This is a genomic window from Pseudarthrobacter linnaei (genome assembly GCF_055412825.1).
In genome coordinates this window covers 135,173-148,937 of record NZ_JBVAYX010000006.1, presented here as the reverse complement: position 1 = coordinate 148,937, position 13,765 = coordinate 135,173, and the positions used below count along the sequence as shown (strand labels likewise).

The 13,765-nt window shown below is 69.2% G+C and carries 14 protein-coding genes; 8 read left to right on the top strand and 6 right to left on the bottom strand.

Going from position 1 to position 13,765, the window contains the following annotated elements:
* Positions 1 to 64: 64 nt before the first annotated feature.
* A complete protein-coding gene (locus ACZYZ3_RS08310; protein WP_463963347.1) occupies positions 65 to 298 on the top strand; it encodes a hypothetical protein in 234 nt (77 codons plus the stop codon).
* On the opposite strand, the gene ACZYZ3_RS08305 is transcribed toward ACZYZ3_RS08310, so the two are convergent.
* A complete protein-coding gene (locus ACZYZ3_RS08305; RefSeq protein ID WP_463963346.1) occupies positions 295 to 1,359 on the bottom strand; it encodes a diacylglycerol/lipid kinase family protein in 1,065 nt (354 codons plus the stop codon). The genes ACZYZ3_RS08310 and ACZYZ3_RS08305 overlap by 4 nt on opposite strands.
* A gap of 78 nt (positions 1,360 to 1,437) precedes the next feature.
* Between ACZYZ3_RS08305 and serS the strand changes: the two genes are divergently transcribed.
* The 4 genes from serS (at position 1,438) to ACZYZ3_RS08285 (ending at position 5,153) form a co-directional block, all read left to right on the top strand.
* Positions 1,438 to 2,718: a serine--tRNA ligase gene (gene serS / locus ACZYZ3_RS08300; protein ID WP_463963345.1), complete on the top strand. Its 1,281-nt coding sequence runs from the start codon at positions 1,438 to 1,440 to the stop codon at positions 2,716 to 2,718.
* Positions 2,719 to 2,852: 134 nt separating this feature from the next.
* Positions 2,853 to 3,725: an HAD family hydrolase gene (locus tag ACZYZ3_RS08295; protein WP_463963344.1), complete on the top strand. Its 873-nt coding sequence runs from the start codon at positions 2,853 to 2,855 to the stop codon at positions 3,723 to 3,725.
* Positions 3,726 to 3,776: 51 nt separating this feature from the next.
* Positions 3,777 to 4,709, top strand: a complete 933-nt coding sequence (locus ACZYZ3_RS08290; RefSeq protein ID WP_463963343.1) for a DUF6597 domain-containing transcriptional factor — start codon at positions 3,777 to 3,779, stop codon at positions 4,707 to 4,709.
* A 51-nt stretch (positions 4,710 to 4,760) separates the two neighbouring features.
* A complete protein-coding gene (locus tag ACZYZ3_RS08285) occupies positions 4,761 to 5,153 on the top strand; it encodes a DUF1761 domain-containing protein (protein WP_463963342.1) in 393 nt (130 codons plus the stop codon).
* A gap of 41 nt (positions 5,154 to 5,194) precedes the next feature.
* Here ACZYZ3_RS08285 and ACZYZ3_RS08280 read toward each other — a convergent pair whose 3' ends face one another.
* Both ACZYZ3_RS08280 and ACZYZ3_RS08275 read right to left on the bottom strand, forming a co-directional pair.
* Positions 5,195 to 5,794, bottom strand: coding sequence for a MarR family transcriptional regulator (locus ACZYZ3_RS08280; protein ID WP_069950283.1), 600 nt, complete (start codon positions 5,792 to 5,794; stop codon positions 5,195 to 5,197).
* Positions 5,782 to 6,420 (bottom strand): hypothetical protein, encoded by a 639-nt coding sequence (locus tag ACZYZ3_RS08275; RefSeq protein WP_463963341.1) that lies wholly within the window; start codon positions 6,418 to 6,420, stop codon positions 5,782 to 5,784. The genes ACZYZ3_RS08280 and ACZYZ3_RS08275 overlap by 13 nt, the downstream gene beginning before the upstream one ends.
* Before the next feature lie 11 nt (positions 6,421 to 6,431).
* Here ACZYZ3_RS08275 and ACZYZ3_RS08270 point away from each other — a divergent pair, with 11 nt between their 5' ends.
* Together ACZYZ3_RS08270 and ACZYZ3_RS08265 are read left to right on the top strand one after the other, a co-directional pair.
* Positions 6,432 to 6,617: a hypothetical protein gene (locus tag ACZYZ3_RS08270; RefSeq protein WP_463963340.1), complete on the top strand. Its 186-nt coding sequence runs from the start codon at positions 6,432 to 6,434 to the stop codon at positions 6,615 to 6,617.
* A gap of 253 nt (positions 6,618 to 6,870) precedes the next feature.
* A complete protein-coding gene (locus ACZYZ3_RS08265; RefSeq protein WP_463963339.1) occupies positions 6,871 to 9,297 on the top strand; it encodes a phosphoketolase family protein in 2,427 nt (808 codons plus the stop codon).
* A gap of 24 nt (positions 9,298 to 9,321) precedes the next feature.
* Here the strand turns inward: ACZYZ3_RS08265 and ACZYZ3_RS08260 are convergent, their stop codons facing one another.
* The 3 genes from ACZYZ3_RS08260 to ACZYZ3_RS08250 form a co-directional block, all read right to left on the bottom strand.
* Positions 9,322 to 10,083, bottom strand: a complete 762-nt coding sequence (locus tag ACZYZ3_RS08260) for a DUF429 domain-containing protein (protein WP_463963421.1) — start codon at positions 10,081 to 10,083, stop codon at positions 9,322 to 9,324.
* 37 nt (positions 10,084 to 10,120) lie between these two features.
* Positions 10,121 to 11,455 carry a carboxylesterase family protein gene (locus ACZYZ3_RS08255; RefSeq protein WP_463963338.1) on the bottom strand — a complete coding sequence of 445 codons (1,335 nt, stop codon included), beginning with the start codon at positions 11,453 to 11,455 and terminating at the stop codon, positions 10,121 to 10,123.
* A gap of 147 nt (positions 11,456 to 11,602) precedes the next feature.
* Positions 11,603 to 12,091, bottom strand: coding sequence for an inorganic diphosphatase (locus ACZYZ3_RS08250; protein ID WP_282378589.1), 489 nt, complete (start codon positions 12,089 to 12,091; stop codon positions 11,603 to 11,605).
* A gap of 158 nt (positions 12,092 to 12,249) precedes the next feature.
* On the opposite strand from ACZYZ3_RS08250, the gene dacB reads away from it, so the two are divergent.
* The gene (gene dacB / locus ACZYZ3_RS08245; RefSeq protein WP_463963337.1) at positions 12,250 to 13,755 is read left to right on the top strand and encodes a D-alanyl-D-alanine carboxypeptidase/D-alanyl-D-alanine endopeptidase; all 1,506 of its coding nucleotides are present in this window, start codon (positions 12,250 to 12,252) and stop codon (positions 13,753 to 13,755) included.
* Positions 13,756 to 13,765 lie beyond the last annotated feature (10 nt).

The following is a 13,765-nucleotide window of genomic DNA, read 5'->3' as shown; positions in this document are numbered from 1 at the left end:
TCAGAAACTGTGCGTATGCTTGCCTGATCCATATTGGGGAAGTCCTCTACCGAGGGAGCAGGACATGGCAGACACCAGCCTTGAAAATGACGGCCAGGGAATGATCGTGAATCCCAAGCCGACCGCTGAAAACCAGGACTGGGACGGCGACGACGCCGACCGTGCAGACCGGCTGCGCTTCGAAGAGGAGCAGGCCATGATCCGCGAGCAGTCCGAGGCCCGTGCCGCCAAGGCCGCCGCGGAAGCGAAAAAGGGCACAGCGCACAAGGAAGCAGCCGCGAAGGAAGCCGGCGCCTAGTCTTGCTCGGTGCCGTCCTTGACCCGGACGAGCAGCGAGCCGGGGGCAACCTGCACGGTGACCTTCGTGGCCGCCCCGGTCGGATCCCCGTCGACCTGCGTGGGCATTGGCTCCGCGCAGCTGATGACGATCTTCCCGGAGCGGTAGTACGTCATCACCGGCAGGTTTCTTTTGTGCTTCAGCACGATTTTCCAGTACATCGCCAGCCAGCCGATCGCGCTGCGCGGACTCATCACAACAACGTCGAGCATCCCGTCATCGATCATGGCCTGGGGGATGAAATCGATCCCGCCGGGGATCAGGCCGCAGTTGGCGAACAGGACGCTGCGGATCTTCCGGCTCTGTTCGGGCTGGTCGTCCAGCGAAATGGACACCTTCTTGCGGCGGCCGGGAAGGTGCCGCACGCCCGCCTCGGTGTAGGCGAGCCAGCCCACAGCCTTCTTCAGCCCGGCGCTGGTGTCGCCCACCACTTCTGCGTCCATGCCAATGCCGGCAATGACCAGGAAGGTGTGCTCCGAGGACTCCTTGGTGCGTGAGTTCTCCACCCTCATCCGCGCCGTGTCGATGAAGCGCTGGTGGCCGAACAGGGCGGTCTGGACGCTGCCGTGCAGGTCGCCCATATCGAGGTGGATATTGCGGGCCAGCAGGTTTCCGGTGCCGAGCGGGATCAGGCCCATGGCGATGTCCGTGCCGGCAAGAATGTCCGCCACCACCCGCACTGTGCCGTCACCGCCGCCCACGAGGACGACGTCGGCGCCGTACTCGACGGCGGCCCGCGCCTGGGCGAATCCGGGGTCCTCGGCGGTGGTGTCGAAAAACCGCGGCGGCTCCCAGCCAGCCGCGGCGCACGCCTCGTCGATCAACGTCCGTGCCTCGTCCGACCTGGCCTTGATCGGGTTCATCACCACGGCGACCTTCTGCTGGCCCAGGCCCGGACTGTGCGTTTCCTCCCACACGGCGCTGCGCGTGTGCCGGTCCCTGAGCTTGCGCACTCCCCACCAACTGGAGACGGCAAACGCCAGGACTCCAGCGATGACGAGGTAGGGCAGCCAGTCGCGCATTGTGCTCCAACACTATCCCGCCGGTGGCCGGCGCCCCGATTGCCCGGGAACGGCGGCCGGATTGGATAGTCTTGTCAGGTGATCGACGTAAAAGACCTCAGCGAAAATCCGGACAAGTTCCGGGCCAGCCAGCGCGCCCGCGGCGCCGACGAGTCCGTGGTGGACGCGATCATCGCCGCGGACTCGGCCCGGCGTGCCGCCCTGATCCGCTTCGAAAACCTCCGGGCCGAGCAGAATGCCTTCGGCAAGAAGGTGGCACAGGCCAAGGGCGAGGAAAAGCAGGCCCTGCTCGCAGAGGTCAAGGTCCTCGCGGGCCAGGTCAAGGCCGCTTCCGCCGAGGCCGACGTCGCCCAGACCGCCCACGGGGAACTGCTGCGCACCATCCCCAACCTCATCGAGGACGGCGTTCCGGCGGGCGGTGAAGACGACTACATCGTGGTCAAGACCGTCGGCGCCCCCCGCGAATTCACCGACTTCGAACCCAAAGACCACCTGGAAATCGGTGAGCTGATCGGCGCCATCGACATGGAGCGCGGCGCCAAGGTCTCCGGTTCACGGTTCTACTTCCTGCGCGGCGCCGGCGCCCGGCTCGAAATGGCGCTGCTGCAGATGGCCATGGAGCAGGCGATCGACGCCGGCTTCGTGCCGATGATCACCCCGACCCTGGTGCGCCCGGAGACCATGCAGGGCACCGGGTTCGACGTCAAGCACGACGCCGAGATCTACCGGCTCGCCGAGGACGACCTTTACCTCGTGGGCACCTCGGAAGTGGCCCTGGCCGGCTACCACGCGGACGAAATCCTGGACCTGTCCGCCGGCCCGGTCCGCTACGCCGGGCAGAGCTCCTGCTACCGCCGCGAGGCCGGCTCGCACGGCAAGGACACCCGCGGCATCATCCGGGTCCACCAGTTCAACAAGGTGGAGATGTTCATCTACACCACGGTCGAGGAGGCCGCGGCCGAGCATGCCCGGCTGCTGGCCTGGGAAGAGGAGATGCTGGCCAAGTGTGAACTGCCCTACCGGGTCATTGACACCGCCGCCGGGGACCTGGGCAACTCCGCCGCCCGCAAGTTCGACTGCGAGGCCTGGGTGCCGACGCAGGGCGCCTACCGCGAGCTGACCTCGACCTCCAACTGCACCACCTTCCAGGCGCGCCGGCTCAACATCCGCGAACGGGTGCTGAATGAGGACGGGGCCCCCATGGGCACCCGGGCCGTGTCCACGCTCAACGGCACCCTGGCCACCACCCGCTGGATCGTCGCCATCCTGGAGCACCACCAGAATCCGGACGGCTCAGTCAACATCCCGCAGGCCCTGCAGAAGTACCTCGGCGGCATGACGGTCTTCCCGGTCATCTGAGCCGCCGTTTCCCGGCCCCTGACCCCCGCTAAGTGCCGCGGGACCAGGGGCGTCGATAGCTGTTCACCCCGGGTTCACCGGACGCTGTGGCCTGCGTCCTAGCGGCTGTCGGGGGTGTCTGTTCTACTTGTGAGATGACAACATTGACTGAATCCTCAGTCGCCGGCAACGATGACCGGCGAAACAACACCCGGAACAACGGAACCACCGCAGCCCACAAGCTGATGGTGGCTCTCGACGTCGACGGCACCCTCGTGGACCACGACGGCCACATGTCCGTTCCCGTCCGGGAGGCCGCCCAGGACGTCGTGGCCGCCGGCCACCACGTCACCATCGCCACCGGCCGCTCACTGAACGCGACCCTGCCGATCATCGAGCACATCGGCATCGACAACGGCTATGCCGTGTGCTCCAACGGCGGGGTCACCCTGCGGCTGGATTCCGGACTGCCGGACGGCTACGAGATCGTGCACAAGGCCACGTTCGACCCGGGCCCCGCGCTCCGGGCACTGCGCAAGCGACTGCCCTCGGCCAAGTACGCGCTGGAGGATGAGAACGGCAACTTCCTCTCCACCGAGCGCTTCCAGGACATGAGCTTCGGGGTGGAGGCAATCGGCGTCGACTTCCAGACCATGCTGGAAGCCACCGCGGTCCGCGTGGTGGTCTTCAGCGCCGAGAACACTCCCGAGGAGTTCAACACCGCAATCCGGCACATCGGCCTGGCCGGCGTGACCTACTCGGTGGGGTGGACGGCGTGGCTGGACATCGCCGCCGCCGGCGTGACCAAGGCCAGCGCCCTCGAGCACCTCCGCGGCCGGCTGGAGATCGAGGCGCACCGCACCGTCGCCGTCGGCGATGGCCGCAATGACATTGAAATGCTCACCTGGGCCGCCCGCGGTGTGGCCATGGGCCAGGCTCCCGAGGAAGTCATCGCCGCCGCGAACGAGGTAACGCACTCCGTGTTCGACGACGGCGCCGCCCACGTGCTGCGCAGCCTGCTGCTCTAGCCTCTTCGTCCCGGACGGGCAGGTTGCTGGGACCCGTCCTAGACTGGGGCTGTGCTTTATGAGCAGTGTCCCGCGCCGCCAGCCCTGCAGCCCTTCGTAGTTGCCTTCTGGCTGGTCCGCGGCCGATCAGCCGCCCGCTTCGAGAAGATCCTGCCCGGCCCCTCGGCGCATCTCGTGCTCAATCTCTCGGAGCCCTACCGCTTGATCGTGTCCGAGCCGCGGGATCCCGCTTCCGGCGGCACAGGAGGCAGTGTTGCCGCGGACGTGGCCCATGGCTTCTATTCCGGGCTGCAGCGGAGCTTCCTCATCAGCGAGAACCCGGAGAAGATCTTCAACATCGGCGCCGTACTGGCGCCATTCGGGCTGGCCGCCTTCACCGCGGAGCCGCCCGCGTCGCTACAGGGCACGGTGGTCGACGCGGAGCGCATATTCCCCGGTTTCAGCTCGTTGCGCGCGGGGCTGAAGGACCCGACGTCGGCGCAGGCCTTCGCTGCGCTCGGCGCCTTCCTTGCCGGAAGGCTGCGCCCCGGGTTCGCCGCCGACAACCGGGTCGTCAGCGCGGCGGCCGCCCTGGCCGAGGAAGACGTGCGGGTGGCGTCGCTGGCCGCCCGGCTTGGCGTCAGCGAATCGACTTTGGAACGGATCATGCTCCGTGGCTGCGGTGTCAGGCCCAAAACCTACTCAGACGTCTGCCGCTTCCACCGCTTCGTCACCGCGGCCGCGGCGCTCCCGAAAGGGGCCGCTGCCGGACGCGAACTGTTGGCGCTGGCTGACTATTACGACCAGCCCCACCTGATCCGGGCGTTCCGGCGCTTCGCCGGGTACACGCCGGTCGAATATCTGAAGGTGGTGCATGACTACGGCCCCAAATACGCCACGTTTGTGCCGCTCGAAGACGTGCCGGGCATGGCAGCGGCGGAGCGGGCGGGCAGTGTCCCCGGCGGTGCCGGATTTATACAAGACCGACGAATGGCCGGCCGCTAGCGTGGAGGCAGCGCCCGATCCGGAGGCGACCCACACGCTGGAGGGCGAATAATGAACATCAACATCAGCTGGCTGGCGGTTCTGCTGGCTGCGCTGGCAGGTTTCCTGGTGGGCGGGCTCTGGTATTCCGTCCTGTTCGCGAAGGTTTGGCAGCGCGCAGCCGGCGTCAGCGATGAACAACTCACGCGCGGCACGGTCAGGGTCTTTGCGGGCTCGTTCCTGCTCTCCGCGGTGGCGAGTGTGGTGCTGGCCGCATTTATCGGCGCAGCCGACGTCGGGTTCGGGGCGCTGGCCGGGCTGGCTGTCGGGGCCGGTTGGGTGGCTGCCGCGGTAGGCATCAACTATCTCTTTGAACGGCGGAGTCTGACGCTGTTCGCCATCAACGCCGGCTACAACGTCGTGACCTTCACGGTGATGGGCGCCATCATCGGCGCTCTGCAGTAGACGCCGGCCTGCAGTGGACGGCAGCCCCGGGACCGCGGCTCTCAGCGCACCTCGAGGATGAGGCCCAGCAGCCTGGCCGCGGCGGGCCGCGCCGCGTGTTCCTCATTCCACTGCGCCCGGGCCACGGCCTTGCTGACCGCCTGGGTGGTGATGCCGAGTTCCTCGGCCACGGCCTTTTGCTGTCCGCGGACCCCGGGGGTCAGCAGGTCCAGGACCCGCCATTCCGCCGGGCTGCGGTCGTGCACAATGTGCCCCAGCAGCCGCAGCACGGCCTCGGACTCCGCGGCGAGGTCCGCAAGCGGGCCCTCCACGGCCACCGGGATCCGGTCCTTGCCGTTGCGCAGCCGGTCGACGGCCCGGCGGGCGTAAATCAGCCCGTGGCCGGAGGCGTCCTTGATTTGGTTCGGCAGCGGTTCATTGACGGGCCCGACACCGATCCCGACGTACCAGCTGCCGGTCCGCAGCGCGATCATCGCCGCTTCGACTGCCTGCTGCGGGGAGTCGACAATGCCCTGGACCTCGTCCTCAACCGAGCGGTCGAAATCCAGGCGCGCCGGGATGTGCCGCAGGTCCTTGAGGAGCTGCGGCACGCAGTCGCCGTCGCGCCGGCTGTCGGTTTGGTTGATCGTCAGCGTGAACATTCTGGATCCACACTACCCGGTGGTACTTCCGTGGCACATGTCTTAGTCCAGCCTCGTCGCTTGGCTGAGGGGGTCGGTGGCAGCGCAGAATCGGACGCCCCGGCGGCCGGCGGGAGACCGGAGTCTGAGATCGCCCGCTCAATGGCCCTGACCAGGCTGGCCGGGGATTCCTTTGTGCCGAAGGTGAAGAAGCGGGGCTGGTCGTTTCCGCCAGCCGTCCGCGGATTGAGCGCGGAGTCCGTTCCGCGGAACACCACCGCATACCGTCCGTGCACGCCCAGCGAGGTCTTCCCGCTGCGCTCGAGGGTCTGCAGCAGAGCGTCCGCCTCGGTCCCGGGCGGGGCTTCGACGGCCCGGAGGGAGCCGGGCACGATGTCCTGCCAGTGGATGGCCCCGGCCGCATGTTTCTGGGCATAGCCGAACAACAGGCCGTGGTCGAACACCAGCAGCCGGCGGAAACTCCACAACAACGTCATGGACCACCAGATCAGTCCGGTGCCGAGGCTCGTCAGAAGGTAGAGCGGGAGGTCGGAGAACGGCGCCGGATCCCGTGACGACGTCGGCTGCCCGGTGAACTGGGCGACGGCGCCGAAGACGAACCCGCCCTCAGGAACCCCGGGAGCCACTTCCAGCCAACATGCCAGGAAAGCCCGCTGGACCTGAACCGGCCAAGCCGGCCACCGTACAGCCGTTCGGCACACCGGACGAGCCCCGCCAGCCGCCCAGCCAGCCGCCCGACGTCGTGCCGTCGCTGATGCGGACGGACCGCGTGCCCGCGGCGGCGTCACCGACGCTGCCCAGGGAACCCCAGACCATCCCGTAGGCGAAGATGACGACGAACCAGACCGTCGCCAGCGCCGCGGCGAAGCGACCCGTGCTCTCCAGGAGGGCGAAGGACAGCGGGCCCCCAGAAGTGGGCCCATCCGGGTTTTGGCACGTAGAAGGCGCCGGATGCCGTGTGCCGGCGGGTTCCACGATGGCGACACGTGCCCATGCCAGGGCGGACCGGGCTGGTAGCCTCAACTGCTCAGGGATGTTGCGATGGAGGCTGAGCCGCCGACGGAGGCCCGAGTGAGATGAGGACTGCAGTGATACGTGACGCGAATGATGCCCGGCCCGGCGGCACCGAACTGGAGCTCGTAGACCGCTGGTGGCGGGCCGCCAACTACCTGTCCGTGGGGCAGATCTATCTCCGCTCCAACCCCCTGCTGCGGGAACCCCTCAGCTCCGGCGACACCAAGTCCAGGCTGCTGGGCCACTGGGGCACCACGCCGGGACTGAACTTCGTCTACGCCCACCTGAACCGCGTCATCCGCAGGGACAGCCAGAGCATGCTGTTCATTGCCGGACCCGGGCACGGCGGCCCCGCCGTCGTGGCGAACGCCTGGCTGGAGGGCACTTACTCCGAGATTTACAGCAATGTCGGCGACGACGGGCAGGGCATGGCTGAGCTCTTCCGGCAGTTCTCCTACCCGGGCGGAATCCCCAGCCACGCGGCCCCGGAAACCCCGGGCTCCATCAGCGAAGGGGGCGAGCTCGGGTATTCCCTGGCGCACGCCTACGGCTCCGTCTTCGACAATCCGGACCTGATCACCGCCGTCGTCATCGGCGACGGCGAGGCCGAAACCGGGCCGCTCGCGGCGAGCTGGCACTCCCACAACTTCCTGGACCCGGTCCATGACGGTGCGGTGCTGCCCATCCTGCACCTGAACGGCTACAAGATCGCCAACCCCACCATCCTGGCCCGCATGCCCGAAGCCCAGCTGGAACAGCTGCTGCGCGGCTACGGGCACGAGCCGCACTTCGTGACCGTGGGCCATCCGGACGACACGGCGGCCGCACACCGGGACTTCGCCGCTGTACTGGACGACTGCCTCGCGGAGATCCGGGCAATCCAGTCCGCCCGCCGAAGCGGTGCGGCCCGCCCCGCCGACGGCGATGCAACAGCCGGCGCCCCGGCCGCGCGCTGGCCCATGATCGTGCTGCGTTCGCCAAAGGGCTGGACCGGCCCCAAAGTCGTCGACGGGCTGCAGGTGGAAGGAACGTGGCGGAGCCACCAGGTGCCGCTGTCCGAAGTGCGCACCAACCCGGAGCATCTGGCGCAGCTGGGGGAGTGGCTCGAATCGTACCGCCCGGCTGGGCTCTTCGACGACGCCGGGCGCCTGCGGCCGGAGGTCGCGGCGAACGCGCCCGAGGGCGCCCTCCGGATGAGCGCCTCCCCGTACGCGAACGGCGGCGTGCTGCTGCGGGACCTCAAACTGCCGAAGTACGAGGACCATGCCGTCCCGGTGGCGCAACCCGGTGTCGAGCGGGTCAGCGCCATGGTCACGCTGGGGTCCTGGCTGCGCGACGTGATCAGCCAGAACCCCGAGACGTTCCGGCTGTTCGGCCCGGACGAGACGGCATCCAACCGCCTGCAGGACGTCTATGAGGTCACGGACAAGGTGTGGCAGTACCGGATCGAGGAACTCGATGAGCATCTGGCCCGCGCCGGACGGGTCATGGAAGTCCTCAGTGAGCACCTCTGCCAGGGCTGGCTGGAGGGGTACCTGCTGACCGGCCGGCATGGCGTGTTCAGCTGCTATGAGGCGTTCATCCACATCGTGGATTCCATGTTCAACCAGCACGCCAAGTGGCTCAAGGTGCACCGTGAACTGCCCTGGCGCCGGCCGGTCGCCTCGCTGAACTACCTGCTGTCCTCGCATGTCTGGCAGCAGGACCACAACGGCTTCTCACACCAGGATCCCGGCTTCATTGACCATGCCGTGAACAAGAAAGCCGAGGTCATCCGCGTCTACCTGCCCCCGGACGCGAACACGCTGCTCTCCGTGATGGAGCACTGCCTCGATTCACGGGACTACGTCAACATCGTGGTCAGCGGCAAGCAGCCCTCGCCGACCTGGCTGGGCCCCGCCGACGCCGCGCACCACTGCCAGCGCGGCCTGGGAATCTGGGAATTCGCCGGCTCCGAGGTCCCGGGCGAGGAACCCGACGTCGTGCTGGCCTGTGCCGGGGACGTGCCCACTGTCGAGACAGTTGCCGCGGCGGAACTGCTGAAGGCCGGTGCCCCCGGGCTGAAGATCCGGGTGGTCAACGTGGTGGACCTGATGCGGCTCCAGGACGCCAGCGAACACCCGCACGGCCTGACGTCGCGGGACTTCGACGGGATCTTCACGGCGGACAAGCCCATCATCTTCGCCTACCACGGCTATCCGTCCCTGATCCACCGGCTGGCGTACCGGCGGACCAACCAGGAGGGGCTGCACGTCCGCGGCTACAAGGAGGAGGGCACCACCACCACGGCCTTCGATATGGCCATGCTCAACGGGATTGACCGCTTCCAGCTCGCCATCGACGCGATCGACCGGGTGCCGGGCCTGGCGGAGAAGCATTCACTGCTGCGGCAGGCCCTGCAGGACAGCCGGATCCGGGCGCACAACCACACCCGGGACCACGGCGAGGACGCGGAGGACATCAGCAGCTGGACCCTCGGCCGGGAGTAGCCCCGCTGCCGGCAGCGGCCCCCGCTACAGCTGGGTGCCGGGGAGCCCGTCCAGCCCGCCGGTGGGCAGGTGGATCCAGCCTTCGGTCCGGGCAGCCCCGGCGTGCGCCGCATCCGGGCGGAGCGTTCCGCCGAGCGCCACGGCGCGGGCCGTGAGGGCGGCGATGAGCGCGTCGAACATGTCATCGGAACCGGCCAGCCGGTCCTCGTGGCCTGCCAGGTCGAGCCAGGGTGCTGCCTGCTGCAGCGCGTCAAGGACGCCAGCCAGCCGCTGCGTTTCCGCCCCGCCGCGCCCCTTGTAGCCGCGCGCCAGCAGGCCCCAGGATTTCAGCGACGCCGCCGGGTAGACCTCGGCGAGCCGGCCGCTGCCGTCCCGGGCCTGGCGGCCGTGGTCCCGGGAGATCTTGGCCTGGATGACGGCGCAGCGCATCGCCGGGTGGGCCAGCCGGTCGGCGGAGACGCTGAGCGGGATCAGGCCCGTGCGGGCGGTGACGAAACGGTCCGTGTCCCGGTAGGCCAGCAGCCGGCGTCCCTCAAGGCCGTCATAGTCCAGCACGGGGTGCGGCTCGAAGGCCAGATGCCCGGCCAGGAAGGGCAGGAAGGCGTCCGGCCAGCCCACGGGGCAGTCGATCCCGGTCATGGCGCTGGCGTCGAAGAGCCGCACGATCTCCTCGTCGCCGACGTCCAGGGCCAGGTGCGCCAGGCGGGCCGTGCCGTTGCCCCATTCGAGGACGGCGGCCGCGGTCTTCCGGGTGGCCGCGGCGAGGTCGACGCCGAGGGTCCTCACCGCGGCCCGCACGGGACGGCTACCGGAAGTCTGCACGCTATCCGCCCCGGACCGAGCGGTACCGGAGGGCGCCGGGCAGCCCGCCCGGGCTGTCCAGGCCCTCCCCGGCGGCGAAGCGGGCCCACACGGCCCGGAGGGCCCGGCCGTGGTTGTTGATTTCCTCCCAGCTGGCGCCCGTGAGCAGCCCGGCGCCCGCCCAGGTCTGTTGGTCCCCGAACAACAGCGGCAGGTCGACGGTGTGCGCGGCACCGTAGAAGTTCCCCGGTGCCGCCCAGGAGAGCACGTAGCTGTAGGCCGTGCCGCCGGCCTGGGCGTGCCGGCGGGCGAACTTCCTGGCGGCCCGGCTGTACACCGCCTCGGTCACGGCCCAGCTGATGGCCTTGACGACGGCGGTCCCGAGCACCGGGACCTTGGCCAGCCGGCCGACGACCGGGTTGCGCGGCAGGAACAGCCGGGCTTCTTCGGACGTGTGACCGATCAGGACCTCGATCCCCGGCGCGGTGGCGTTCCAGGCGTCCTCAATGCCGGATTCCGGCGGCAAGGGGGAGTGCCCGTACTGGGTGCCGAACGGCATGGCCGCGATCAACCCGAACTTCCGGGCCACCTGCGACACGTGCCCTTCGATCTCCACAACGTCCATCGCCGGCGTGTCTTCGGTGACGTGCTCCGCCGCGATGCCCATCGCGGCGCTCATCTTTTCCCGGCCCCGGGTGATGCCCAGGGGCGCGCTCTGAATGATGGCGCGCTGGAACAGGGAGGGAGCCTCCGGCGTCGCCATGAGGTGGGCGACGGCGTCGCCTCCGGCGGACTGCCCGAAAGCCGTGACCCGTCCCGGGTCGCCGCCGAAGGCGCTGATGTTGCGCTGGACCCAGCGGAACGCCTCGAGCTGGTCCAGCAGGCCGAGGTTCGCGGGCCGGCCCGTGCCCGTCGCGAGGTAGCCGAACAGGCCCAGGCGGTACGTCACGGACACCACGATGACCCGGTTTTCGGCGACGAGGGCCTTGGGATCGAAGATGGCCAGGTCACCGGAGCCGGAGGTGTAGGACCCGCCATGGAGCCACACCATCACGGGGACCCGGTCGTCCGCGCTGAGGCCGGCCGGAATGGTGATGGAGAGCCGCTGGCAGTCCTCGCTGCCGGGGAGCTCCCCGTAGCGGGTGCCGAGGATGTCGTCCAGGAACGGCACGGGGGCCTGCGGGCACGCCGGGGAGAGGGACGTGGCCGCGAGGACCCCGCTCCGGTCCGGTGCGCTCACCGGAGGCTGGAAACGTCCCGCGGCGGCATAGGGGATGCCGGTGGCCCGTACGACGTCACCGTCACGCCATCCGGTGACCGGACCGCAGGGAGGACTAAAGGCAGGCTCGGCGTTCATAAGCCCACGATTTCACACATTCCTGATCCGTCACTGACAGCGGCACGCGGGCCCGGCCAACACCTTAAACAGCAACGCGGGGTCACTTACGGCCCATATCCGGCGTCCGGATGGGCGGTAAGTGACCCCGCGTTGGAGTTGGGGACGTTAGTGCGTGTGGGGGACGTAACGCTTGATGGATGCCTCAAGCTCGGCCTCGGCGGCGGCACGGTCGCCCCAGCCCTCGGCCTTGACCCACTTGCCCGGCTCCAGGTCCTTGTAGCGGGTGAAGAAGTGCTCGATTTCCTTGATCAGGAATTCGCTGACGTCACTGATCTCGTTGATGTGATCGAAGCGCGCGTCGACCGGCACGCAGAGCACCTTGGCGTCGCCGCCGCCGTCGTCGGTCATGTTGAACACGCCGATGGGGCGGGACTCAACAATGACGCCGGGGTGCAGGTCGAAGTCCTGCAGCAGCACCAGGGCGTCCAGCGGATCGCCGTCTTCGCCCAAAGTGTTCTCGAAGAAACCGTAGTGCGTGGGGTACTGCATCGAGGTGAACAGGACCCGGTCCAGACGGACGCGGCCCGTTTCGTGGTCGACTTCGTACTTGACGCGTGATCCCTTGGGGATCTCGATGGTCACGTCATGCTTCATGGACTGCTCCTTGAGAAATTCAGGGGATGCGCGGTTTTCGGGGTGCGCGGCACGCACAACATGCTGCCGGTGCCGCCGACTACTATTGAGGATATAGCGAGAGGCCCAGGTTTCAGGAACTTGCGGGGACATTTCAGGACTAAAGGACCAGCAGCGGCATGAAACGCAGAACGAGCCACCCGGACACTGACCCGGTGGCCGGGCCGCTCCGGCGGAGCCTCCCGCTGCTGCTCCAGACCCTGCTTGTCGCCGCGCTCGCCCTCCCCGCCGGAGTTGCCGTCGCCCCCGCCTTCCTCGGACCCGGACCCTCAGAAACCGCCGCGCAGACCACCCCGCCCTGGCACCGGGCCCCCGGCACACTGGCCGCCCGCGGCGGTGCGGCGGCCGGCACCGCCCCGGACGGCATCGGACCGCTCTCGGCCACCGCCCCCGTGCCGCACCCCGGTCCGCTCACGGCCCAGCTCAACGAAACGCTGAAGACCGACGGCGCCGGGAACTTCACCGGCGTCGTGCAGGACGCCCTCACCGGGGAGGTCCTCTTCGACCGTTCCGGCGACGAGGTCCGGGTCCCGGCCTCCAACATGAAGCTCCTCACGGCCGCCGCGGCCCTGCGCACTCTCGGCCCGGAACGCCGCTTCAGCACCCGGGCTGTGGCCGGGGCGGCCCCCGGGTCAGTCGTGCTCACCGGCGGCGGGGACGTGCTCCTCGGCGCCGGCGAATCGGTGCCCGGCGCCGTGCTGGGCCATGCCGGGCTCGCCAGCCTGGCGCAGTCGACCGTCCGGGCCCTGCAGGACGACGGCATCTCCGCCCCCTTGACGGTCCAACTGGACGACTCGCTGTTTACCGGCCCCGCGCTGAACCCGGCCTGGAACCTGGAGGACGTGGCCGCCGGCGAGATGGCCCCGCTGTTCCCGCTCGCCTTAAACTCGGCCCGCTACGACCCGGCCACCACCACCGGCCCCCGCCCCCAGGACGCCGCGATGAGCGCCGCCGAGGCGTTTTCCGCCCAGCTCGCGGCGGCGGCCGGCGCGGCCGGACTGACGGTGGCCCCCGGCGTCGAGCGGGTCCCCGCCGGAACGGGCGACGGCGGTACCCGGGTCCTGGCCGAAGTCCAGTCCGCCACGGTGGGCCAGCAGGTCGACCTGATGCTGCGCACCTCGGACAACTACCTCACCGAGGCGGTCGGCCGCATGGCGGCGCTCGCGGCCGGACAGCCCGGCAGCAACGACGGCGCCGTCGCAGCCGTGCTGCAGCAGCTGGGAGACCTGAAAATCCCCGCCGCCACGCTGCGCGCCGCCGACGTCTCCGGGCTGGCCCTGGCAAACCGGGTCTCCGCCCGGCAGCTCGCTGAAGTGGTCCGGACCATGACCTCGGGCGCGGACACCCGGCTGCGCGCCGGCCTGGCCGGATTCCCGGTCGCCGGGCTCACCGGAACCCTGGGGGACCGGTACGTGGACGACGCGGCGACGGCCGGCGGTGCAGGCCTGGTCCGCGCCAAGACCGGCACGCTGAACACCGTTATCGCCCTGAGCGGCTACGTCGTCGACGCCGACGGCCGGCTCCTGGTATTTTCCTTTATCGGCAACGGGCTGACCCCGGGGGCGGGGAACAAAACCGCGCTGGACCGCACCGCCTCCGTCCTGGCCGGCTGCGGCTGCCGCTGACCCCTGCGGC

What these genes read in the sequence shown, in the direction of transcription:
- ACZYZ3_RS08250 (WP_282378589.1), bottom strand. Translation starts at nt 12,091, where the DNA reads ATGAAGCATGACGTGACCATCGAGATCCCCAAGGGATCACGCGTCAAG.
- ACZYZ3_RS08265 (WP_463963339.1), top strand. Translation starts at nt 6,871, where the DNA reads ATGAGGACTGCAGTGATACGTGACGCGAATGATGCCCGGCCCGGCGGC.
- ACZYZ3_RS08295 (WP_463963344.1), top strand. Translation starts at nt 2,853, where the DNA reads ATGACAACATTGACTGAATCCTCAGTCGCCGGCAACGATGACCGGCGA.
- ACZYZ3_RS08285 (WP_463963342.1), top strand. Translation starts at nt 4,761, where the DNA reads ATGAACATCAACATCAGCTGGCTGGCGGTTCTGCTGGCTGCGCTGGCA.
- dacB (WP_463963337.1), top strand. Translation starts at nt 12,250, where the DNA reads ATGAAACGCAGAACGAGCCACCCGGACACTGACCCGGTGGCCGGGCCG.
- ACZYZ3_RS08310 (WP_463963347.1), top strand. Translation starts at nt 65, where the DNA reads ATGGCAGACACCAGCCTTGAAAATGACGGCCAGGGAATGATCGTGAAT.
- ACZYZ3_RS08305 (WP_463963346.1), bottom strand. Translation starts at nt 1,359, where the DNA reads ATGCGCGACTGGCTGCCCTACCTCGTCATCGCTGGAGTCCTGGCGTTT.
- ACZYZ3_RS08255 (WP_463963338.1), bottom strand. Translation starts at nt 11,455, where the DNA reads ATGAACGCCGAGCCTGCCTTTAGTCCTCCCTGCGGTCCGGTCACCGGA.
- ACZYZ3_RS08270 (WP_463963340.1), top strand. Translation starts at nt 6,432, where the DNA reads ATGCCAGGAAAGCCCGCTGGACCTGAACCGGCCAAGCCGGCCACCGTA.
- ACZYZ3_RS08280 (WP_069950283.1), bottom strand. Translation starts at nt 5,794, where the DNA reads ATGTTCACGCTGACGATCAACCAAACCGACAGCCGGCGCGACGGCGAC.